Origin of the sequence: Streptomyces sp. NPDC088817, assembly GCF_044750345.1 — a bacterium.
In the GTDB taxonomy this organism is placed as follows: Bacteria; Actinomycetota; Actinomycetes; order Streptomycetales; family Streptomycetaceae; genus Streptomyces.
In genome coordinates this window covers 16,598-38,656 of the sequence record NZ_JBIVJN010000001.1, presented here as the reverse complement: position 1 = coordinate 38,656, position 22,059 = coordinate 16,598, and the positions used below count along the sequence as shown (strand labels likewise).

At 71.8% G+C, this 22,059-nt stretch carries 22 protein-coding genes; 11 read left to right on the top strand and 11 right to left on the bottom strand.

Annotated elements, in window-relative coordinates:
- Positions 1-7: 7 nt before the first annotated feature.
- The 4 genes from ACIP4X_RS00185 to ACIP4X_RS00170 form a co-directional block, all read right to left on the bottom strand.
- Entirely contained in the window at positions 8-1,015 is a 1,008-nt protein-coding gene (locus ACIP4X_RS00185; protein WP_401345873.1) for a CopD family protein, read from the bottom strand.
- A 155-nt stretch (positions 1,016-1,170) separates the two neighbouring features.
- Positions 1,171-2,550, bottom strand: a complete 1,380-nt coding sequence (locus ACIP4X_RS00180; protein ID WP_401345870.1) for a CoA transferase — start codon at positions 2,548-2,550, stop codon at positions 1,171-1,173.
- Between the two features lie 37 nt (positions 2,551-2,587).
- Positions 2,588-4,120: a S8 family serine peptidase gene (locus tag ACIP4X_RS00175; RefSeq protein ID WP_358737603.1), complete on the bottom strand. Its 1,533-nt coding sequence runs from the start codon at positions 4,118-4,120 to the stop codon at positions 2,588-2,590.
- A gap of 91 nt (positions 4,121-4,211) precedes the next feature.
- On the bottom strand, positions 4,212-5,759 hold the full coding sequence (locus tag ACIP4X_RS00170) for a S8 family peptidase (protein ID WP_401345867.1): 1,548 nt from the start codon (positions 5,757-5,759) through the stop codon (positions 4,212-4,214).
- A gap of 259 nt (positions 5,760-6,018) precedes the next feature.
- On the opposite strand from ACIP4X_RS00170, the gene ACIP4X_RS00165 reads away from it, so the two are divergent.
- The 3 genes from ACIP4X_RS00165 to moaA all read left to right on the top strand — a co-directional run bounded on the left by ACIP4X_RS00165 (position 6,019) and on the right by moaA (position 9,155).
- The gene (locus tag ACIP4X_RS00165; protein ID WP_383727356.1) at positions 6,019-6,375 is read left to right on the top strand and encodes a DUF485 domain-containing protein; all 357 of its coding nucleotides are present in this window, start codon (positions 6,019-6,021) and stop codon (positions 6,373-6,375) included.
- Positions 6,372-8,003, top strand: coding sequence for a cation acetate symporter (locus ACIP4X_RS00160; protein WP_358737597.1), 1,632 nt, complete (start codon positions 6,372-6,374; stop codon positions 8,001-8,003). Before ACIP4X_RS00165 ends, ACIP4X_RS00160 begins: the two co-directional genes overlap by 4 nt.
- A 162-nt stretch (positions 8,004-8,165) precedes the next feature.
- Positions 8,166-9,155: a GTP 3',8-cyclase MoaA gene (gene moaA, locus ACIP4X_RS00155; protein ID WP_401345863.1), complete on the top strand. Its 990-nt coding sequence runs from the start codon at positions 8,166-8,168 to the stop codon at positions 9,153-9,155.
- On the opposite strand, the gene ACIP4X_RS00150 is transcribed toward moaA, so the two are convergent.
- A complete protein-coding gene (locus ACIP4X_RS00150) occupies positions 9,152-9,400 on the bottom strand; it encodes a hypothetical protein (protein ID WP_401345860.1) in 249 nt (82 codons plus the stop codon). The genes moaA and ACIP4X_RS00150 overlap by 4 nt on opposite strands.
- Positions 9,401-9,611: 211 nt before the next feature.
- Positions 9,612-10,010, bottom strand: a complete 399-nt coding sequence (locus ACIP4X_RS00145) for a DUF3099 domain-containing protein (protein ID WP_358737592.1) — start codon at positions 10,008-10,010, stop codon at positions 9,612-9,614.
- A 260-nt stretch (positions 10,011-10,270) separates the two neighbouring features.
- Between ACIP4X_RS00145 and ACIP4X_RS00140 the strand changes: the two genes are divergently transcribed.
- Complete coding sequence (locus tag ACIP4X_RS00140; protein WP_358737590.1) at positions 10,271-10,561, top strand: GlsB/YeaQ/YmgE family stress response membrane protein; 291 nt, start codon at positions 10,271-10,273, stop codon at positions 10,559-10,561.
- 104 nt (positions 10,562-10,665) lie between these two features.
- Here the strand turns inward: ACIP4X_RS00140 and tyrS are convergent, their stop codons facing one another.
- From tyrS to ACIP4X_RS00125, 3 genes are all read right to left on the bottom strand, one after another.
- Positions 10,666-11,934 carry a tyrosine--tRNA ligase gene (gene tyrS / locus ACIP4X_RS00135; RefSeq protein ID WP_401345857.1) on the bottom strand — a complete coding sequence of 423 codons (1,269 nt, stop codon included), beginning with the start codon at positions 11,932-11,934 and terminating at the stop codon, positions 10,666-10,668.
- A 77-nt stretch (positions 11,935-12,011) separates the two neighbouring features.
- Entirely contained in the window at positions 12,012-13,406 is a 1,395-nt protein-coding gene (locus ACIP4X_RS00130; protein WP_401345854.1) for a metallopeptidase TldD-related protein, read from the bottom strand.
- 82 nt (positions 13,407-13,488) lie between these two features.
- Positions 13,489-15,012, bottom strand: a complete 1,524-nt coding sequence (locus ACIP4X_RS00125) for a TldD/PmbA family protein (protein WP_358737584.1) — start codon at positions 15,010-15,012, stop codon at positions 13,489-13,491.
- A 308-nt stretch (positions 15,013-15,320) separates the two neighbouring features.
- On the opposite strand from ACIP4X_RS00125, the gene fabG reads away from it, so the two are divergent.
- From fabG to ACIP4X_RS00110, 3 genes are all read left to right on the top strand, one after another.
- Positions 15,321-16,040: a 3-oxoacyl-[acyl-carrier-protein] reductase gene (gene fabG, locus ACIP4X_RS00120; RefSeq protein ID WP_358737582.1), complete on the top strand. Its 720-nt coding sequence runs from the start codon at positions 15,321-15,323 to the stop codon at positions 16,038-16,040.
- Between the two features lie 5 nt (positions 16,041-16,045).
- Positions 16,046-16,813: an enoyl-ACP reductase FabI gene (gene fabI / locus ACIP4X_RS00115; RefSeq protein ID WP_358737580.1), complete on the top strand. Its 768-nt coding sequence runs from the start codon at positions 16,046-16,048 to the stop codon at positions 16,811-16,813.
- Between the two features lie 201 nt (positions 16,814-17,014).
- Positions 17,015-17,368: a hypothetical protein gene (locus tag ACIP4X_RS00110; protein ID WP_358737578.1), complete on the top strand. Its 354-nt coding sequence runs from the start codon at positions 17,015-17,017 to the stop codon at positions 17,366-17,368.
- Here ACIP4X_RS00110 and ACIP4X_RS00105 read toward each other — a convergent pair.
- Complete coding sequence (locus ACIP4X_RS00105) at positions 17,346-18,038, bottom strand: FadR/GntR family transcriptional regulator (RefSeq protein WP_358737576.1); 693 nt, start codon at positions 18,036-18,038, stop codon at positions 17,346-17,348. The genes ACIP4X_RS00110 and ACIP4X_RS00105 overlap by 23 nt on opposite strands.
- 82 nt (positions 18,039-18,120) lie before the next feature.
- Between ACIP4X_RS00105 and ACIP4X_RS00100 the strand changes: the two genes are divergently transcribed.
- From ACIP4X_RS00100 to ACIP4X_RS00085, 4 genes are all read left to right on the top strand, one after another.
- Positions 18,121-19,491 (top strand): CynX/NimT family MFS transporter, encoded by a 1,371-nt coding sequence (locus tag ACIP4X_RS00100; protein ID WP_401345849.1) that lies wholly within the window; start codon positions 18,121-18,123, stop codon positions 19,489-19,491.
- Positions 19,492-19,541: 50 nt separating this feature from the next.
- On the top strand, positions 19,542-19,661 hold the full coding sequence (locus tag ACIP4X_RS00095; RefSeq protein ID WP_358737572.1) for an SGM_5486 family transporter-associated protein: 120 nt from the start codon (positions 19,542-19,544) through the stop codon (positions 19,659-19,661).
- 228 nt (positions 19,662-19,889) lie between these two features.
- A complete protein-coding gene (locus ACIP4X_RS00090; RefSeq protein ID WP_358737570.1) occupies positions 19,890-20,099 on the top strand; it encodes a hypothetical protein in 210 nt (69 codons plus the stop codon).
- A 120-nt stretch (positions 20,100-20,219) separates the two neighbouring features.
- Positions 20,220-20,738, top strand: coding sequence for a histidine phosphatase family protein (locus ACIP4X_RS00085; protein ID WP_358737568.1), 519 nt, complete (start codon positions 20,220-20,222; stop codon positions 20,736-20,738).
- A 48-nt stretch (positions 20,739-20,786) separates the two neighbouring features.
- Here ACIP4X_RS00085 and serB read toward each other — a convergent pair whose 3' ends face one another.
- On the bottom strand, positions 20,787-21,995 hold the full coding sequence (gene serB, locus ACIP4X_RS00080) for a phosphoserine phosphatase SerB (RefSeq protein ID WP_358737566.1): 1,209 nt from the start codon (positions 21,993-21,995) through the stop codon (positions 20,787-20,789).
- Positions 21,996-22,059: the final 64 nt, after the last annotated feature.

Below are 22,059 nucleotides of genomic sequence, written 5' to 3'. Positions count from 1 at the left end.
GACCCGCTCACCAGCGGATCGGCAGCGGCAGCGCCGTCAGCAGCCCCGACACCGCGACGACCGCGCCGAGGACGGTGACTTCGGCGCGCGCGGGGGCGTACGCGGTCAGCGGGTCGGGTGCCCGCCGCAGCCGGATCCGGGCCCACAGGGCGAGCAGGGCGACACCGGCCACGAGGACCACCTTGGCGAGCAGGGTGCGGCCGTAGGCCGTCGCCGTCAGCTGGTGCAGCACCGTGTCCGCCGGCATCCGGCGCAGTGTGCTGCACACACCCGTCGCGGTCACCCCGGCGAGCGCGGCCGCCGCCACGCGCGCGTAGCGGCCCAGCAGGGCGGCACCCGCCGAGGCCCCGCGCCACAGCCGCAGGGTGCGCAGCGCGTGCAGCAGGCCGCCCACCCACAGGGCGCCGCAGACCAGGTGCACGACGGTCAGCGAGGAGCCGAGGAGCGGGGTGCTCTCGGTCCCGGGATGCGCGCGCAGCGCCTCGGCCACGACCACCGCGGCGAGCGGCCACAACTGCGTCGCCGGACGCCGGGAGAGCGCGCACAGACCGGTGACGAGGAACGCGTTGACCTCCAGCAGGGCCAGTGCCCCGTCGCGGGTCCGGTGCAGGCCGCCCACGTCGATCTGGGCGGGGCTGTGCGGGACCAGGTTGCCGGTGGCCACCACGGAGGCGAGGCCCAGGGCGGCGAGGAAACCGGCGGCGGCGGCACAGAGGGCCCAACTGCGCGGGCGTTCCATCGGGGATCCGGGTACGCGGCCGGCCAGCCGGTTCACGAGCGACTCGCCCACGGGGACGCAGAGGGCCGCGAACAGCACCGTCCGCAGCACCGCTATGCCGGCGACTCCGGGTGCCGCCGCCTCCCCGGTGCCGTGCAGGGCGGCTGACGGACCGAGCAGGGGTATGAGGGCGGCGAGCGCCACCAGGACGAGGACGGCTGCGGCCCGGACCGTCGCTCCGCGCCGCCCGGTCTCTCGCGCGTCCTCCGTCCCGGCGGCCGGTCGTATGAGCGTCACCCAAGGATCTTCACCAACCACCCCGAAAGGGGCAAGCGCGCACGACCAAGTGGGGGAGCCCGGTTCCGCCCCTACCGCCGTGGCGCGCTCCGCTCCGGGCGGCTCCCGGGGCATGTGCCGTCACATGCCCCGAGCCCGTGAGCCGCCCGCTCCGGTCAGGTCCAGACGGGTGCGTCCGTGCCCCAGGGCCCCGGTGGGCGGGGCCAGTTCGCCGGGGCGCCGGTGAAGGCGACGGGTGGACGGGCGTGGCGCAGGTGGCCGAGCCGGCTGGTCGTTTCGTCCAGCCAGGGGTCGGGGCTGTCGTAGGCCGGGCCCCGCACGGTGTACGTCGCGGAGGCCGGCCCGGTGGCGGGCCGCGTCAGCCAGGATGCCGTGCGGGCCAGGGCCAGTCGTACGACCCTGGTGCCGCCCTCCCGTGTCCGCTCGGTCAGGGCGCGCAGCACCGCCGCCGCCAGCAGATAGCCCGTGCCGTGGTCCAGGGCCTGCGCGGGCAGGGCGCCGGGCCGCTCCGGCGAACCCTCGACCGCGGCGATGCCGGTGGCGGCCTGCACGAGGCTGTCGAAGCCCCGGCGTTCGCCCCAGGGCCCGTAACGGCCCCACGCCGACAACTGCGCCACGACCAGTCCGGGCCGCCGTTCGGCCAGCGCCTCGGGGGAGAGGCCGAACCGGTCCAGGGCGCCGGGCCGGTATCCGGTGACCACGACGTCCGCCTCGGCGAGAAGTTTCTCGAAGACGGCCCGGTCGACCGCGAGGTCCAGCGCCGCCGACCGCTTCCCGAAGCCGGTGTCCGCGTGCAGGCCGGCCTCTTCGGGACGGTCCGGCGCGTCCAGGCGCAGCACGTCCGCGCCCAGCAGGGCGAGCGTGCGGGTGGCGACGGGACCCGCGAGCACCCGGGTCAGGTCCAGGACGCGCAGCCCGGCGGCCGGCAGCAGGGGAGCAGCCGCGACGGGCCGCGGTACGCGCGTGTGTGTCTCGTCCAGCCGCTCCCGCTCGACCAGCGGCCGGGCGGCGACGACGGCTCCCTGTTCGTGCGCGGCCCACTCCTCGGGGGTGCGCAGTGCGACGGCGAGGCCGCCGGCCGCGTACACGTCCTCCTCGACCTCGTGCGCGGCCCGCTCGGCGAGTACGGACGCGACCCGTTCCACGTCGTCCGGCACGTCCAGCGCGCGGAGCAACGCCTCCCGGTGTTGAGGGTAGTTGGCGTGGGTGCGCACCCAGCCGTCCGCGGTCCGCCAGAACCGCGACAGCGGTGCGAAGGAGACGGGCGCCTTCCCGTCCACCCGCAGACGCCGTTCACTGAGGAACGCCGTGGCCACGGCGCCGTCGTCCACCGAGACCGCCGGCACCGCGGCGAGCCCCGCCCGCCGCGCGCCGAGTTCGGCGGCGGCCAGGGCGCACGCACACACGCATGTGCGTGCCAGTTCCCGTACGGGAAGGCGCGCGGGGAGCGCGCCTTCCCGCTGCACGGTGGTGACCCGCGACAGGAGGGCGGGATCGCCGCCCAGTGCGGACCACGCGGAGGTGATGTCAGTCATGACCGCACTATGCGGTACCGGCCGACATCCGCCGTATCTACTTGGTCACGGCGTTGAGGGCGTTGACGAGACCCTCGCCGTAGAAGGCGTTGTTGCCCTTGCCGCCCTTGCACACGGCGTCGATCTTGCCGTCGCCGTTGATGTCGTAGGGGGTCGTGCACTCCTTCTTGTCGGCACCCTGGACCAGCAGCGCCTTCACCTGGTTCGGCTTGGCGTTCGGGTGGGTCGACTTGATGAGCGCGGCGACGGCGGCGGCGTGCGGCGACGCCATCGAGGTGCCGGCCATGTAGCCGTACTGGCCGCCCGGCAGGGTGCCGAGGATCAGGCCGCTGGTGGCGGGGGCGTCGGGCCGCTGGTAGGAGGTCGAGTCACCGCCCGGCGCGGTGACGTCGATCATGCCCTGGCCGTAGTTGGAGAACGACGACTTGATGCCCTTGGCGCCGACGGAGGAGACCGTGACGGTGCCCGGCAGCATCGCGGGGATGTCCAGGCACTTCTTCGGGTCGATCACCCGGTCGCCGGGGGTGGAGTCGTTCGGGCTGCCCGGGTCGAGGATGGTCTTCCCGGCCAGGTCCCAGTTGTCGTTGCCGGCGGCGGCGACGTTGAGCGTGCCCTTGCCCTCGGCGTACTTCGTGGCCCGCGACACGGCCTCGACCAGAGCCTTCTGGTCGGGGTCGTTGGTGCAGTTGAAGTTCCACGGGTCGGTGTAGTAGCTGTTGTTGGTGATGTCCACGCCGTGCTCGGCGGCCCAGACGAAGCCGCACACCACGGCCTCGGTGTAGAACCAGCCCTCCGGCGTCGACACCTTGATGCCGGACACCTTCACGCCCGGGGCGACGCCGACCATGCCGACGCCGTTCTTCGCGGCGGCGATCTCACCGGCGACGTGCGTGCCGTGCGCGCTCTCGCCCTTGTTCGGCCGCCAGGCGCCGTCCGCCGTGTTCGGCTTGCCCGACACGCAGTTCACGGACGCGGCCCGGTTGAAGTTGGGGGCGAGGTCCGGGTGGGTGTCGTCCACGCCGGTGTCGATCACGCCGACCGTGACCTTGGAGCTGCCCAGGGTGACCTCGTGGGCCTTGTCCGCCTTGATCATCGGCAGGTCCCACTGGAGGCCCTGGAGCGGCTCCTGGGCGTCGGTGGACGCCTCGGTCGCCGCGGCCAGTTCCGCGCCGGTGAGCACCTGCGGCGCCCACATCTCGGTGGTCGACTGCGGGGACAGCGGAGCGGTCCGGGTTGCGCCGGCCGACTCGACCCCCTTGTCCTTGCGTATCTCCTTGGCGAAGCCGGCGTTCGACGAGTGGACGACTATGACACCGATCTGGTCGTACGCGACGACGACCGAGCCGCCGGCCTTGCCGATCGCCTTCTGAACGGCCGCGGAGCTGTGGCCGGGACGGACGTTGACGACGTAGCTCAGCGCGTCGCCGTCGGCGGCGGCGGAGATGCTCGCGGCGGCCGCCTGCGGACCGGCCTCGGTGGCGGAGGCCACGTTCGGCAGGAAGGCGAGAGCGGAGGCGACGGCCATCCCGAGCGGGATGGTGACGGTACGCCGGTTGAGGCGAACGCTCATGTGAACTCCAGTGTTTCGGACCATTGCGGTGCGGCATGCCCGAGGCATGCGAGGCGTGGGGGGCGCTTGTGGAAGTGACGGGCCGTGCCGGTCACTTGATCGCGCGGAGCGCGTTGACGAGGCCGAAGCCGTAGAACCCGTTGCGGTTCTTGTTGCCCTCGCAGAACGAGTCGACGACGCCGTTGCCGTCCGGGTCGTAGGGCTCGACCGGGCACCCCGGGTTGTCCGCCTGGGCCTTGAGAAGGGCCAGCAACTGGGCGGGCTTGGCGTTCGGGTGGGCCGACTTCAGCAGCGCGGCGACACCGGCGACGTGCGGAGCGGCCATCGACGTGCCCTGGAGGTAGCCGTACCGGCCCTCCGGCATGGTCGACAGGATGCGGCCGTTGCCCGACGGGGTGTCCGGGATCTGGTACTTGTCGCCGCCCGGTCCCGCGACGTCGATGACGCCGTCGCCGTAGTTGGAGTAGTACGACTTGAGGGTCCGCACGCCGGTGGCGGCGACCGTCACCACACCCGGCAGCTGCGCCGGCACGTCGAGGCACTTCCTGGGGTCGATCGTGCGGTCGACCGGGGTCGTGTCGTTCGGGCTGGATGTGTCGAGGATCGACCTGGCGGCCAGGTCGTGGTTGGAGTTGCCCGCGGAGGCCACGCTCAGGGTGCCCTTGCGCTGCGCGTACAGCTGGGCCCGGCCGACCGCGTCCAGGACGGCCTTCTGGTCGGCGTCGTCCTTGCAGTTGTACAGCCACGGGTCCACGTAGTAGCTGTTGTTGGTTATCTGCACGCCGTGGTCGGCGGCGAACACGAAGGCGCAGACCACGCTCTCCGGGTAGAACGTCTCGGTGTCCGGCTCGGCCACCCGTATCCCGGAGACCTTCACACCCGGCGCGACGCCCGCGACGCCCGTCCCGTTGCGGGCGGCGGCTATCTCACCCGCGACATGCGTGCCGTGGTAGTGGCCGGGGCTCGCGGGCCGCCAGGCGCCCGGCGAGGTGTCCGCCTTGCCGCCGACACAACTGGCCGACTGCTTCGCGGAGAAGTTCGGCGCCAGGTTCGGGTGGGTGTCGTCGACACCGGTGTCGATCACGGCGACGGTGACCTTCGGGCTGCCCGGGTCGATCGCGGCGGCCTTGTCGGCGCCGATGGCCCGCAGGTCCCACTGCTCGGCCTCGAGGGGCTCCTGGGCAAGCGAACCCTTCGGGGACTTCGACGACTTGGCGGCCTTCTTCAGCCGGGTGGCCTCGGCCGCGGAGAGGTACTCCACCGCCCCCTCGTCCGTGGTCCCCGACGCGCGGAGAGGCGCGGTGCGGGTGGCGCCCGCGGAGTCGACCCCGTGGGCCCCGCGGATGGTCCTGCCGAAGTCCGGGTTCGCGGAACGGACCACGATGACGCCGATCCTGTCGTACGTCGTCACGATGGTGCCGCCGGCCGCGATGACGGACCGCTCCACCTGCGCGATCGTGCGGCGGTCCGTCCCGGTGTTGACGACGTAGGCCATGACCGGCGCGTCCTTCGCCTGCGCCGCCGAGGCCGCGCGGGGTGCCGCCGACGCCGCCGAGGGCAGGAGGCCGAGCGACGCGGTCAGCGACAGCGCGACCGGCACGGCAAGGGCGAGGCGGCGTCTGGAACGCAGATGAGCCATGGGGTCCCCACATCATCCGGGTACAGACCGGCAAGGGCCGCAGGTGGCAGCCCAGCAGGTACATGACGGGTGGTGCAGGGTGAAGCTATCTTGCCGCCTCCCCCACCAGCAATGACTTAGCAATGACTTGTTCAGACCGGTTGCGAAACAACCAACAGGACTTGAACCGGTCACCGCGTGGCGCCGTGGACCTTGGGCGGGGAACCGAAGCACGATCGGGCCCCCGTCCCAACCGCATCCGACACGCGAGGAGACCGACGTGGCCACCGAGACACCGCCACCCTCGAAGACCCAGGCCCCACTCCCGACCACCGAGGAGTTCGTCGCGGTGCGGGACAGCGCGGAGTTCGACGAACTGCGCCGCTCCTACCGATCCTTCGCCTTCCCGCTGACCGTCGCCTTCATCGCCTGGTACCTGCTGTACGTGCTGCTCTCCAACTACGCCGGCGGCTTCATGGGCACCCAGCTGTTCGGGAACATCAACGTCGCCCTCGCCCTGGGCCTCGCCCAGTTCCTCACCACGTTCCTCATCGCCTGGTGGTACGCGCGGCACGCCGCCGCCAAGCTCGACCCCAAGGCCGAAGCCATCAAGTCCCGGATGGAGGGCACCGAATGAGCCCCGCGACCGCACCCGTGCTGACCCTCGCGGCCGGTGAGGCGAGCCAGCACCGGCCGCTGATCATCACCCTGTTCTCGGTGTTCGTCGTCGCGACCCTCGTCATCACCGTCTGGGCCGGCCGGCAGACCAAGGACGCCGCCGACTTCTACGCCGGCGGACGGCAGTTCACCGGCTTCCAGAACGGCCTCGCCGTCTCCGGCGACTACATGTCCGCCGCGTCCTTCCTCGGCATCGCAGGCGCCATCGCGCTGTTCGGCTACGACGGCTTCCTGTACTCCATCGGCTTCCTCGTCGCCTGGCTGGTCGCCCTGCTCCTGGTCGCCGAACCGCTGCGCAACTCCGGCCGGTACACCATGGGCGACGTACTGGCCTACCGGATGCGCCAGCGCCCGGTCCGCACCGCCGCCGGCACCTCCACCATCGTCGTGTCGATCTTCTACCTGCTGGCCCAGATGGCCGGAGCCGGCGTCCTGGTCTCCCTGCTGCTCGGCATCACCAGCGACGGAGGCAAGATCGGCATCGTCGCGCTGGTCGGCGTGCTGATGATCGTCTACGTCACCATCGGCGGCATGAAGGGCACCACCTGGGTGCAGATGGTCAAGGCCGTCCTGCTCATCGCCGGCGCCCTGCTGCTCACCTTCCTGGTCATGCTGAAGTTCAACTTCAACATCTCCGACCTGCTCGGCAAGGCCGCCGCCAACAGCGGCAAGGGCACCGCCTTCCTGGAGCCCGGACTGAAGTACGGCGCCACGGGCACCACCAAGCTCGACTTCCTCTCGCTCGGCATCGCCCTGGTCCTCGGCACCGCCGGCCTGCCGCACATCCTGATCCGCTTCTACACCGTCCCCACGGCCAAGGCCGCCCGGAAGTCGGTGATCTGGGCGATCGGCCTGATCGGCGCCTTCTACCTGATGACCCTCGCGCTCGGCTTCGGCGCCGCCGCGCTCATCAAGCCCGACGAGATCATCGCCTCCAACAAGGCGGGCAACACCGCGGCGCCCCTGCTCGCCCTGCACCTCGGCGGCGTCGACTCCAACTGGGGCGCCATCCTGCTGGCCTCCATCTCCGCCGTCGCCTTCGCCACGATCCTCGCCGTCGTCGCGGGCCTGACCCTGGCCTCGTCCTCGTCCTTCGCCCACGACATCTACGCCAACGTCATCAAGAAGGGCACCGCCTCCGAGAAGCAGGAGCTCACCGCGGCCCGCTGGGCGACCGTCGGCATCGGCGCGGTCTCGATCGTCCTGGGCGCCCTCGCCCGCGACCTGAACGTCGCCGGACTGGTCGCGCTCGCCTTCGCCGTCGCCGCCTCCGCCAACCTGCCCACGATCCTCTACAGCCTGTTCTGGAAGCGGTTCACCACCTCCGGCGCCCTGTGGTCGATCTACGGCGGCCTGGTCAGCGCGGTCGGCCTGGTGCTGTTCTCGCCGGTGGTGTCGGGCAAGCCGACGTCGATGTTCCCCGACGTCGACTTCCACTGGTTCCCGCTGGAGAACCCGGGCCTCATCTCGATCCCGGTCGGCTTCCTGCTCGGCGTCGTGGGCACCCTCCTGTCCAAGGAGACCCCGGACGACGCCAAGTACGCCGAACTGGAGGTGCGCTCCATGACGGGCACCGGCGCGCACTGAGCGCCCACCCGTCCGAGGCGGCCGCGTCGTAGGTCCCTACGACGCGGCCGCGCCGTATCTCGTGACTTCCGGCGCTGTCGTTGTCAGCGGTGTCACGTAGGCTCGCAGATGACGGAACTCCGCGTGGCACGCCACATGGACCGAGACGAGGGAGGGGGTTACATGCTCATCGACACCTACGGCAGGGTGGCCACCGACCTGAGAGTCTCGCTGACCGACCGGTGCAACCTGCGCTGCACGTACTGCATGCCGGAAGAGGGCCTGCAGTGGCTGGCCAAGCCGACCCTGCTCACCGACGACGAGATCGTCCGCCTGATCGACATCGCCGTCACCTCCCTCGGCATCACGGAGGTCCGCTTCACCGGCGGCGAGCCCCTGCTGCGCCCCGGACTGGCCGGCATCGTCGAGCGGGTCGCGGCCCTCGATCCCCGTCCCCGGATGTCCCTCACCACCAACGGCATCGGGCTGAGGCGCACCGCTGCCGCCCTGAGGGACGCGGGCCTGGACCGGGTCAACGTCTCCCTTGACACCCTGCGCCCGGACGTCTTCAAGGCGCTCACCCGCCGGGACCGCCACCACGACGTCATCGAGGGCCTCGAAGCCGCCCACGCGGCCGGCCTGACCCCGGTGAAGGTCAACACCGTCCTGATGCGCGACCTGAACGCGGACGAGGCCCCGGACCTCCTGGCCTGGGCGGTGGAGCACGGCTACGAGCTCCGCTTCATCGAGCAGATGCCCCTGGACGCCCAGCACGGCTGGAAGCGCGAGGGCATGGTGACCGCGGCCGAGATCCTGACCTCGCTGGGCACCCGCTTCGAACTGACCCCCGAGAGCGCCGGGGAGCGCGGCTCGGCCCCGGCCGAACGCTGGATCGTGGACGGCGGCCCGCACCGCGTCGGCGTGATCGCCTCCGTCACCCGCCCGTTCTGCGCGGCCTGCGACCGCACCCGGCTCACGGCCGACGGCCAGGTCCGCACCTGCCTGTTCGCCACCGAGGAGACGGATCTGCGCGCCGCACTGCGCTCCGGCGCCCGCGACGAGGAGATCGCCGACATCTGGCGGGTGGCGATGTGGGGCAAGAAGGCGGGAGCGGGTCTCGACGACCCGTCGTTCGTCCAGCCGGAGCGGCCGATGTCGGCGATCGGCGGCTAGGCGCCGCCGCCGTCCACGCCCTCGCCCTCGCCCTCGCTCCGGGCCTCCCACTCGCCGAAGGGGACCACGTCCTTCAGGAAGCCGCGCACACCGAGGAACTGCGAGAGGTGCTCCCGGTGCTCCTCGCACGCCAGCCACGTCTTACGGCGATCCGGCGTGTGGATCTTCGGGTTGTTCCAGGCCAGCACCCACACGGCGGCCACGCGGCAGCCCTTGGCGGAGCAGATCGGGGTTTCGTCGGTCACGGGTTCATCTCACAGCCACGGCACACAAGGCGACGCCGAGCAGCCACGGGGGGAGCTGCCCGGCGTCGGTCTGTCGCTCCGACGGGGGATGCGGAGCGCGTAGGAAGTATGTCACGGGTAACCCACGGCCCGGCACCGGAACAACATGATTGATCTGAGCTTTTCCTGAGCTTCCCGAGGTGCTGCCGTCCGGCTGCAGGGACGGGCCAGGTCAAGCGCCGTCACGCGGCTCGCGCGCGGCCCCGGCGGCGGTGTCGCCCGCCGTGTCCTCCGTGGCGGACCGAGCGAAACCGTCGTCGGAACGCGGCGGCGTGATCATCGGCTTCGACGGCATGGTGACGAACGTCGACGGCAGTTTGGGCGCGCCCTCGCGGCCCGCGTTCGCGATGACCACGGCGATGTAGGGCAGCACGGCCCCGAGCACCAGCGCCACGATCGCCACGTACCGCTCGACGTTCCACAACGCCACCGCGAGGATCACCGACGCCGTACGGATCGACATCGAGATGACGTACCGGCGCTGCCGGCCGCGCACGTCCTCCTGAAGACCCGTCCGGGCTCCCGTGATCCGGAACACCTGGGCATTGCCCGCGCCGTGCTCTTTCCGCATCACCCGTCCACCATTCGCCCGTATCGGACAACTCCCCGGCCCGCGTCCGGTCCGTGACCGGTCGGGACAACGGCCCGCACGCACTCCACGTTACGCCGCGTTCCCGGCGCCCACGAGGGCGGGGGCCGCCCTTCTGCCTGCGTCAACGGCCCTCGGTCCGCGTCCCCGGCTCCTCCGGCGGCCGCGCCCGAGGTGCGACGCGGCGAAGCCGCCCCGACACTGGGCGTAATGCTCAGGTCGAGCAGGGCGAGGAGGCAGCCATGGGCTGGTTGTGGGCGATCATCGTGGGACTCGTGCTGGGGCTGATCGCGAAGGCGGTCATCCCGGGCAAGCAGCACAGCCCGCTCTGGCTCACCACGATCTTCGGCATGCTCGGCGCGACCGTCGGCAACGCGGTCGCCCGCGCGCTCGGCGTCGCCTCGACCCGCGGCATCGACTGGAGCAGGCACTTCTTCCAGCTCGTGGCCGCGATCATCATCGTCTTCGTCGGCGACATGGCGTACATGGCGCTGTGGGGCAACAGAAAGCGGCAGGACGCCCAACAGGCGTAGCCCGGACGCAGCGGCAGGTGCGAAGGTCCGAAGGGCGGACGAAGGGGCGGTCCACCCGGAAGAATCCGGGTGGACCGCCCCTTCACACCTGACCGTGTCCGGGCTCAGCCGCTCGTGACCTCGACCGCCGCCAGGTTCTTCTTGCCCCGGCGCAGCACCAGCCAGCGGCCGTGCAGCAGGTCGTCCTTGGCGGGGACCGCGTCCTCGGCGGTGACCTTGACGTTGTTCACGTAGGCGCCGCCCTCCTTCACCGTGCGGCGCGCGGCCGACTTGCTGGGCACCAGGCCGACCTCCGCGAGCAGGTCGACCACCGGGCCGAGCTCGGCGACCGCGACGCGCGGCACCTCCGACAGCGCCGCCGCCAGGGTGCGCTCGTCCAGCCCGGTCAGCTCGCCCTGCCCGAACAGCGCCTTGGACGCGGCGATCACGGCGGCCGTCTGCCCGGCGCCGTGCACCAGCGTCGTCAGCTCCTCGGCCAGCGCGCGCTGCGCGGCCCGGGCCTGCGGGCGCTCCTCGGTCTGCCGCTCCAGCTCCTCCAGCTCCTCACGGGACTTGAAGGACAGGATGCGCATGTAGCGGGAGATGTCACGGTCGTCCACGTTCAGCCAGAACTGATAGAACGCGTACGGCGTCGTCATCTCCGCGTCGAGCCAGACCGCGCCGCCCTCGGTCTTGCCGAACTTGGTGCCGTCCGCCTTGGTCATCAGCGGCGTCGCGAGCGCGTGCACCGCCGCGTCCGGCTCGAGGCGGTGGATCAGGTCGAGGCCCGCCGTGAGGTTGCCCCACTGGTCGCTGCCGCCCTGCTGGAGCGTGCAGCCGTACCTCCGGTAGAGCTGGAGGAAGTCCATGCCCTGGAGGATCTGGTAGCTGAACTCGGTGTAGCTGATGCCCTGGTCGGACTCCAGACGGCGGGCGACGGAGTCCTTCGTCAGCATCTTGTTGACCCGGAAGTGCTTGCCGATGTCCCGCAGGAACTCGATCGCGGACAGGCCCTGCGTCCAGTCGAGGTTGTTCACCATCACGGCGGCGTTCTCGCCCTCGAAGGACAGGAACGGCTCGATCTGGCCGCGCAGCCGGTCCACCCAGCCGGCCACCGTATCCGGGTCGTTCAGCGTGCGCTCGGCGGTCGGGCGGGGGTCGCCGATCAGGCCCGTGGCGCCGCCGACCAGCGCCAGCGGCCGGTGCCCGGCCTGCTGGAGCCGGCGCACGGTGAGCACCTGCACCAGGTGCCCCACGTGCAGTGACGGCGCCGTCGGGTCGAAGCCGCAATAGAACGTGACGGGACCGTCCGCGAGCGCCTTGCGCAAGGCGTCCTCGTCGGTGGACAGGGCGAACAGCCCACGCCACTTCAGCTCGTCGACGATGTCCGTCACGTCTCTCGTGTCTCCTAGATGAAGCTCGGTGCGAGCTCGGTGCTCTTCGGGCAGTCGGGTGACAGCCGACTACGAGGTTATACGCCCTGGCTGACAGAGCTCATGTTGAATTCCGGGACACGCAGCGCCGGCATCGCGGCCCGGGTGAAGTAGTCGCTCCACTCCCTGGGCAGCGTCTTCTCGGTCCGCCCGACCTCCGTCGCCCGGCCCAGCAGGTCCACCGGCGACTCGTTGAACCGGAAGTTGTTGACCTCGCCGGTCACCTCGCCGTTCTCCACGAGGTACACGCCGTCCCGGGTCAGGCCCGTGAGCAGCAGCGTCGCGGGGTCCACCTCGCGGATGTACCACAGACAGGTGAGCAGCAGCCCCAGCTCGGTGTCCGCGACCATCTCCGCCAGCGAGCGGTCCGCGCCGCCGTCCAGGATCAGGTTCCCGGCCGCAGGCGCGAGCGGCAGCCCGGTCAGCGCCGCGCTGTGCCGGGTGGTCAGCAGATGCCTCAGCTCGCCGCCGGCGATCCACTCCGTCGGCGCGACGGGCAGCCCGTTGTCGAACACCGACTGGTCCCCGCCCGAGGAGTGCGCGACCACGAAGGGGGCGCACTCGAGTCCGGGCTCGTTCGGGTCGCTGCGCAGGGTCAGCGGCAGGCCGGTCAGCTTCGCCCCGATCCGGGTGCCGCCGCCCGGCTTGGAGAACACCGTGCGCCCCTCCGTCGCGTCCCGGCCCGAGGACGACCACATCTGGTAGATCAGCAGGTCCGCCACCGCGGTCGGCGGCAGCAGCGTCTCGTACCGCCCGGCCGGCAGCTCCACGCGCCGCTCGGCCCAGCCCAGCCGGACGGCCAGCTCCGCGTCCAGCGCCGCCGGGTCGACGTCCTTGAAGTCCCGCGTGGACCGCCCGGCCCACGCGGAGCGCGTACGGTCCGGGGACTTGGCGTTCAGCTCCAGCGTCCCGGCCGGCTGGTCGTGGCGCAGCCGCAGGCCCGTCGACGTGCCCAGGTAGGTGGACACCATCTCGTGGTTGGCGAAGCCGTACAGTTCGCGGCCACCGGCACGCGCGCGTGCGAACGACTCGCCGAGCGCCGGAGCGAAGTCCGCGAACACCGCGGAGGAGGTCTCGGCGGGCGCGTCGGTGAAGCCGGGGGACTGCGGTACGTCCGTGACCAGCGGCTGGGCGTCCTCGGCGGGGCCGGCCCCACGAGCGGCGGCCTCCGCGGCCCGCACCAGCGGCTCCAGCTCGTCCTCGGTCACGGCGGCCCGCGACACCACGCCCGAGGCGGTGCCTTCCCGGCCGCCGACGGTCGCGATCACGGTGAGGACGCGGCCGCGCGTGACACCGTTCGTCGTCAGCGCGTTGCCCGCCCAGCGCAGATTGGCGGTGGACTGCTCGTCGGCGATCACGACGCACCCGTCGGCCCGGGACAGAGCGAGGGCACGCTCGACGACCTCGTGCGGCTTGCTGGTACGCGGGCTCATCGACCGGCCTCCTGCGTGGTGTTGAGACTGTGTTTTCCCGGGGGGTAACCCCCGGACCCCCAGCCGGCTCCGGGACTGACGCTCATCGACCGGCCTCCTGCGTGGTGTTGAGGATGTTGACACCCTTGAAGAGGGCCGACGGGCAGCCGTGGGAGACCGCCGCGATCTGGCCCGGCTGTGCCTTGCCGCAGTTGAAGGCGCCGCCCAGCACGTACGTCTGCGGGCCGCCCACGGCTGCCATGGAGCCCCAGAACTGGGGGGTGATGCCCTGGTAGGCGAAGTCCCGCACCTGTCCGTCGAGGCGGCCGTCGCGGATCCGGTACGCCCGCTGGCCCGTGAACTGGAAGTTGTAGCGCTGCATGTCGATCGACCAGGACCGGTCCCCGACGACGTAGATCCCGCGGTCGACGCTTCCGATGAGGTCCTCGGTCGACAGTCCCGCCGGGTCCGGCTGGAGCGACACGTTCGCCATGCGCTGCACGGGCACATGGCCGGGGGAGTCGGCGAAGGCGCAGCCGTTGGACCGCTCGAACCCGGTCAGCCGCGCGATCCTGCGGTCGAGCTGGTAGCCGACCAGCGTGCCGTCCTTGACCAGGTCCCAGGACTGCGCCTCGACGCCCTCGTCGTCGTAGCCGACGGTGGCGAGTCCGTGCTCGGCGGTGCGGTCGCCGGTGACGTTCATCAGCTCGGAGCCGTAGGGCAGCTTGCCGAGCTGGTCGAAGGTGGCGAAGGAGGTGCCCGCGTAGGCGGCCTCGTAGCCGAGGGCCCGGTCCAGCTCGGTGGCGTGACCGATGGACTCGTGGATGGTCAGCCACAGGTTGGAGGGATCGACGACGAGGTCGTAGACGCCCGGGTCGACGCTCGGCGCGCGCATCTTCTCGGCGAGCAGTCCGGGAATCCGCTCCAGCTCGTCATCCCAGTCCCAGCCGGTGCCGGTCAGGTACTCCCAGCCGCGTCCGACGGGCGGGGCGAGGGTGCGCATCGAGTCGAACTCGCCGCTGGAGTCGTCCACCGACACCGCGGTGAGCTGCGGATGCAGCCGCACCCGCTGCTGCGTGGTCACGGTCCCGGCGGTGTCGGCGTAGAACTTGTTCTCGTGCACGGTCAGCAGCGAGGCGTCGACATGGTCGACGCCGTCGGCGGCGAGCAGCCGCGCGCTCCACTCGGCGAGCAGCCCGGACTTCTCCTCGTCCGGCACGGAGAACGGGTCGATCCCGTACGAGGACACCCAGGTCTTCTCGGCGTGCACCGGCTCGTCCGCCAGCTCCACTCGCTCCTCTGCCCCCGCGGCCCTGATGACCTGCGCCGACAGCTTGGCCATCGCGACCGCCTGCGAGGCGACCTTGGCGGCGGCGTCCGGCGTCAGGTCGACCCCGGAGGCGAACCCCCAGGTCCCGCCGTGCACGACCCGCACCGCGTACCCGAGGTCGGTGGTGTCCGACGAACCGGCGGGCTTGGCGTCCCGGAACCGCCAGGACGCGCTGCGCACCCGCTCGAACCGGAAGTCCGCGTGCTCGGCCCCCAGCGATCGCGCGCGGGCCAGCGCGGCGTCGGCGAGGGGGCGCAGCGGCAGGGCGAGAAACGACTGATCGACTTCATGAGGCACGGGCGGGCTTCCCTTCGAGGCGCTCTCCTGTGATGGCCGTCGCGGGCAGTGAATCACGTCCCGTGCGCCGTGTTCCTCCGCGTGGGCGCCGCGGGGAGGGGCGGACCTTTCGGCGCACGTCCCGGCACCGTGGACCGACCAGGGCGTTCCGACTGTAGGAACCCGACAGGAGCCGGGGAGAGCCACTGTCGGTGCCCGATTGCCCGGTGGCGTGGCCGGACCGATAGGTTTTCGGTGAAGCCGCCTGTCATCGAGGTGTTCGGGCGGGTTGTCGGAATGCTTCAGACCGCTATCGAAAGGGTGATCCGTTGAGCCGCTCGGTTCTCGTCACCGGAGGCAACCGGGGCATCGGCCTCGCCATCGCCCGCGCGTTCGCCGAGGCGGGCGACAAGGTCGCCATCACCTACCGTTCGGGGGAGCCGCCGGCCGCCCTCAAGGAGCTGGGCTGCCTCGCCGTCAGGTGCGACATCACCGACCCCGAGCAGGTGGAGCAGGCCTACAAGGAGGTCGAGGCCGAGCACGGCCCCGTCGAGGTCCTCGTCGCCAACGCCGGCGTCACCCGGGACCAGCTCCTGATGCGCATGTCCGAGGAGGACTTCAGCACGGTCCTCGACACCAACCTCACCGGCACCTTCCGTGTCGTGAAGCGGGCCAACCGCGGCATGCTGCGCGCCAAGAAGGGCCGTGTCGTCCTGATCTCCTCGGTGGTCGGTCTGCTGGGCTCGGCGGGACAGGCCAACTACGCCGCCTCCAAGGCCGGCCTGGTCGGCTTCGCGCGGTCCCTCGCCCGTGAGCTGGGCTCGCGCAACATCACCTTCAACGTCGTCGCCCCCGGTTTCGTCGACACCGACATGACCCGGGCGCTCTCGGACGAGCAGCGCGAGAACATCATGGGCCAGGTGCCGCTCGGCCGGTACGCGCAGCCCGAGGAGATCGCCGCGGCGGTGCGGTTCCTCGCCTCCGACGACGCCTCGTACATCACTGGAGCCGTCATCCCCGTTGACGGCGGACTGGGAATGGGTCACTGATCACCATGAGCGGAATTCTCGAGGGCAAGCGCGTCCTGATCACCGGTGTGCTGACGGAGGCCTCCATCGCCTTCCACGCGGCCAAGCTGGCCCAGGAGCAGGGCGCCGAGGTCATCCTCACCGCCTTCCCGCGGCCCACGCTGACCGAGCGCATCGCCAAGAAGCTGCCGAAGCCCGCCAAGGTCATCGAGCTCGACGTCACCAACGACGAGCACCTGGGCCGCCTGGCCGACATCGTCGGCGAGGAGCTCGGCGGCCTCGACGGCGTCGTCCACTCCATCGGCTTCGCGCCGCAGGACGCGCTCGGCGGCAACTTCCTCAACACGCCGTTCGAGTCGGTCTCCACCGCCATGCACGTCTCGGCGTTCTCCCTGAAGTCGCTGACCATGGCCTGCCTGCCGCTGATGCAGAACGGCGGCTCGGTCGTCGGCCTCACCTTCGACGCCCAGTACGCCTGGCCGCAGTACGACTGGATGGGCCCCGCCAAGGCCGCCCTGGAGGCCACCAGCCGCTACATGGCGCGCGACCTCGGCAAGCAGAACATCCGCTGCAACCTCGTCTCGGCCGGCCCGCTCGGCTCCATGGCCGCCAAGTCCATCCCGGGCTTCAGCGAGCTGGCCTCGGTGTGGGACACCCGCGCCCCGCTGGAGTGGGACCTGAAGGACCCGGAGCCGGCCGGCCGCGGCATCGTGGCGCTGCTGAGCGACTGGTTCCCGAAGACCACCGGCGAGATCGTCCACGTCGACGGCGGTCTGCACGCCATCGGCGCCTGACGCCGCCGCTGAGCCTCAGCGACGTGTGAGGGCCCGCACCCCATGGGGGTGCGGGCCCTCCGCCGTTGCCGGGCTGCCCCCGGCGGCCCGTGTCACCCGGTCGGCGCACTCGGCCGGGCAGGCGGCGCGCCGGGTGTGCACGCTGGGAGTCCGCCCTCACCTCGCGTTCTCCTTCGCAGGACGGCCGAGGAGGTTCCGCCTGTGCGTCTGCTCCGCGGCGCGGCCCCACTGATCGTGGCCGTCGCCCTCGCGCTGTCGCTGCCGCCGTACGGGTCGACGCCGGACACACGCGCGCGCGCCGGTCCGCCGGCGGCGCCGGAGCCGTTCGGCGCCGGCTGCCGCACCACCGTCTCCGGCTCCGAGGTGACCGCGTACTGCCACAATGCCTATCCCGGGACCGACCGCGTCAGCCTGCACATCGAGTGCGCCCACTGGTGGGACATCGACAGCGACGGCTCCCCGCTGGCCGCGGGGCCCGCGCAGACCGTGCGGATGACCGGCCGCTGCTGGAAGGAGGTGCGCTCGGCCTGGGTCACTCACCAGCGGGCTGGGTGAACCGGCCCGGACGGCACAGCATCGGATAGCTCGCGGCCTCGGCGGCGGCCGCCTCGGCGTCGCCCTCGCGGATCGCGTCGAGCAGCCGGGTGTGGTCCATGTACGTGTCCGGGGTCAGCGCCGCGCCGACGTCCGCGCGCAGCCAGTCCCGCAGCACCTCGCCCAGATCCGCGTACATCGCCGTCATCACGTCGTTGTGGGAGGCCGCCACCACCGCCAGATGGAACGTGGCGTCCGCCGACACGAACGCCTCCGTGTCCCCGGACTCCCAGGCCTCCTCGCGGCGCAGGAACTGCGCGTGGAGCTGCTTGAGGTCCTTCTCGGTGCGCCGCTGGGCGGCCAGCCCGGCCGCGGCCGACTCCAGCGCGGAGCGCAGCTCGGCGATGTGCCCCGGATCGGCCTCGGCGAACCTGCGCTGCATCACACCCGCCAGCTCGCTGGTCGCCACGACATACGTGCCCGAACCCTGGCGGATGTCCAGCAGACCGTTGTGGGCCAGCGCACGGACCGCCTCGCGGACCGTGTTGCGGGCCACACCGAGCTGCTCCACCAGCTCCGGCTCCGTCGGGATGCGGGAGCCGACCGGCCACTCGCCCGTGGTGATCTGGCTGCGCAGTGCGGCGATGACCTGTTCGGACAGCGCCGACCGACGCGGATGGCTCAGTGGCATGGCTCACCTTCGCACGGAGGACCCGGGGGCGGGGTCCCCATCTGTCGACAACCAATCATCCCATGATTCTATGATGGTGCTCATGCCACGCGAGGAAACGACCCGTACGACGACACCGACGACCGAGAGCACCCCCGCGCCGAACGCCGGTTTCCGGCCCGTCCCGGAACCGGAACCGCGCGGATCGCGGGTGTCCGGCGCCACCACGCGCGCGTGGACCACGCGCGCGTGGACCACGCGCCTGCTCGTCGTCGGCCTCGTGCTGACCGCGCTGAACCTCCGCCCCGCCATCACCAGCCTCGGCGCGCTCCTGGAGGAGGTCCGCCAGAGGCTCGGCATGAGCGGCAGCGTGGCCGGGCTGCTCACCTCCGTGCCCCCGCTCTGCTTCGCCGTCTTCGGCGTCATGGCCCCCCGGCTGGCCCGCCGCTTCGGGCCGGCCGCCGTGGTGTGCTCGGGCATGGCCGCCATCGCCGCCGGACTGGCGATACGGCCCTACGCGGGCAGCACGGCCGCGTTCCTCGCCGCCAGCGCGCTGGCCCTCATGGGCATCGCCGTCAGCAACGTCCTGATGCCGGTCATCGTCAAGCGCTGGTTCCCCGACCGGGTCGGCACCATGACCGGCCTGTACTCGATGGCCCTCGCCCTCGGCACCTCGGCCGCCGCCGCGGTGACCGTGCCGCTGACCGGGGCGCTCGGCGGTGACTGGCGGTCCGGCCTGTCGGTGTGGGCCCTGCTCGCCGCCGTCGCGGTACTGCCGTGGCTGCCGCTGGTAGGGGACAGGGGCGCCCGGTCCGCCGCGCAGCCGCCGGACCGCACCGAACCGGCATCCGGTCAACCGTCCCGCGCGCCTCAGGCGCAGGCCCCGACGCTGCGCATCGCCCGGAGCCGTACCGCCTGGGCCCTGGCCGTCTTCTTCGGACTCCAGGCCACCGCCGCCTACATCACCATGGGCTGGATGGCGCAGATCTTCCGCGACGCGGGCGTGCCCGCGGGCAAGGCCGGGCTGCTCCTCGCCGTCACCATGGTGATGGGCGTGCCGCTGGCCTTCGTCATCCCGCGCCTGGCCACCCGGCTGCCCCACCAGGGCCCGATCGTGCTGGTGCTCGGCGTCTGCGGACTGGTCGGCTACGCCGGTCTCTACCTCGCGCCCGCCGCCGGCTCCTGGGCCTGGGCCCTGCTCCTCGGCGTCGCCAACTGCGCCTTCCCGCTCGCACTCACGATGGTCGGCATGCGGGCCAGGACCGGCCCCGGCGTCGCCCAGCTGTCCGCGTTCGCCCAGAGCACCGGCTACCTGATCTCCATCCCCGGTCCGCTGCTGGTGGGCGTGCTGTACCAGAGCAGTGGCGGCTGGGGGCTGCCCATCGCGCTCATGGCCGGCCTGATGGTGCCGCAGATGGTGGTCGGTTACGTGGCGGGCCGCGACCGCACGGTGGAGGACGAGGCGGCGCGCTGAGGCGGCCCCCGGGGACCGTGTTCCGGACGAAGGGTGCGAGACTGGGGCGCATGCAGCCTGTGCTCGACCCGAACCCCAAGAACGGCCAGAGGAAGATGCTGCTCGTCCTCGGCGCGTTCTTCGCCATCTTCGTGATCATCGCCGTCGTCGCGAGCCTCGCGGCGCCGTGACCCACCCGCCGCCGCGCGGCCCCGAGCCGCGTGTGCGTCCTGTGACGCCCGGACGCCGGTGGGCCCGTTCTCAGGGTCGATGGTGGGGTTAACCCCCCATCCCCTAGGGGGTGAGGGTCAGGGGCAAGTGGGTGGATCACCGGATGGGCCGTGGAGCACGGATTCCGTAGCTTCGAGATGTGACCGCGCGAGGCGGTCCGCGGACCTCGGAGACCAGCGGAGGCGATCATGTCGGCCCGTACGCACACCCGGCCCCACCCGGCGACCACGGGCGCCGGCGTCGACTCCCGGCTGCCCTGGTGGGCCCTGGCCCTGCCCGTGCTGGCCTTCGTCGCGCTGCTCCTCCTGATAAGCAACCCGGCGGACGCCCAGGCGGCGGGCGGCGCCCCCGCGATCGCTCAGCTCCTGCGGCACGCCCGGGAACTGCTCGCCCTCTGACTCCCCGCGGCGGCGTCCGGGCACCGCCCCCGCGCACGTCCTCGTTCCGCCCGCCCCGCCCGGGAAGCCGCATGTCAACTCCCTGCGCCCCCCAACCTGTTTCATGCGAAGCTGGGACCCATGAGCGTCGCAGAACCCCGCAGGATTGTCCTCTTCCGGCATGCGAAAGCCGACTGGCCGCAGGTGACCGACCACGAACGACCACTCGGCGAGAGGGGCCGCACGGACGCCGCGGTCGCCGGCCGCAAGCTGGCCGACACCGGTGTCTCCTTCGATCTGGCCCTCTGCTCGACCGCGACCCGGACCCGCGAGACCTGGAAGCTCGCCGTCCACGAGTTGCCGCATCGACCGAAGACCGTCTACGAGGAGCGGGTCTACGACGCCTCGCCCGGCGAGCTGATCACCGTGCTCAACGAGACGCCGGACGACGCGCGGAATGTGATCCTCATCGGCCACAACCCCGGCATCCAGGGCCTCGCCGAGGTGCTGTCCGGCTCGGCCGAGGGCGACGCCCGCGAGCGGATGAGCCGCCGCGGGTTCCCGGCCGCCGCGTTCGCCGTGGTCTCCTTCGAGGGATCCTGGAAGGCCCTGGAGCCGGGCGTGGCCACCCTGCTCGACTACTGGGCTCCGTCGGAGTAGCCCGGCGGCGGTGCGGGAGACTGTGCGGGAGGCGGCCGGCGGGACCGCTCAGCCTTCCTCGTGGGCGTCCGCGGCCTCGACCTCTTCGCGGGTGACCCCGAGCAGGTACAGGACGGTGTCGAGGAACGGCACGTTCACCGCCGTGTGCGCCGCCTCCCGCACCACCGGCTTGGCGTTGAAGGCGACTCCGAGGCCGGCCGCGTTCAGCATGTCCAGGTCGTTGGCGCCGTCACCGATCGCGACCGTCTGCGACAGCGGGACACCCGCCTCGGCGGCGAACCTGCGCAGCAGCCGCGCCTTGCCCGCCCGGTCGACGATCTCGCCGGTGACCCGGCCGGTCAGCCTGCCGTCGACGATCTCCAGCGTGTTGGCCTGCGCGAAGTCCAGTCCGAGCCGCTCCTTCAGATCGTCCGTGACCTGGGTGAAGCCACCCGAGACGACACCGACCTGGTAACCGAGCCGCTTGAGCGTACGGATCAGGGTGCGCGCGCCCGGCGTCAGACGCACCTCGCTGCGCACCTTGTCCACCACGGAGGCGTCCAGCCCCTCCAGCAGCGCCACGCGCGCGTGCAGGGACTGCTCGAAGTCCAGCTCGCCGCGCATCGCCGCCGCCGTCACCTCGGCGACCTTGTCCTCGCAGCCGGCGTGCCCGGCGAACAGTTCGATCACCTCGTCCTGGATGAGCGTGGAGTCCACGTCCATGACGACCAGGCGCTGGGCCCGCCGGTGCAGGCCGGCCCCGACGACCGCGACATCGACACCGAGTGCCGCGGCCTCCGTCGCCAGGGCGGTGCGCAGCGGCTCCGTCTCCACGCCGGACACCGCGAACTCCACCGCCGTCACCGGGTACTTGGCCAGCCGGAAGATACGGTCGATGTTGCCGCCGGCCCGGGTGATCCGGGCGGCGATCCGGGCGGTCGCCTCCGCGGTGAGCGGGTGGCCGAGAACCGTGACCAGGGAGCGCCCGAGGCCGCGCGGACGGTTGTCGCCGTGACCGGAGATGATCTCCGCCTGCATCTTCATCGACTCGGCCCAGCTGTGCACTGTGGCCCGCAGGTCACCCTCCAGCCCGGGGGGCGGCTGGCTGACGAGCGCGCACAGCACGATCCGGCCGCGGGTGACGACCTGCTCGATGTCGACGACGTCGACGGAGTAGGCGGCGAGGGTGTCGAAGAGACCGGCCGTGATGCCCGGCCTGTCCTTCCCGAAGATCTTGACGAGAAGGGTGGGATCGGCAGAGGTCTGCGAAGCGCTCATGGTGCTTCCACCGTATCCGGCACCCAGTGCCCCCTGCCCCTCAGGTCCGCCTGCCGGACAGCGA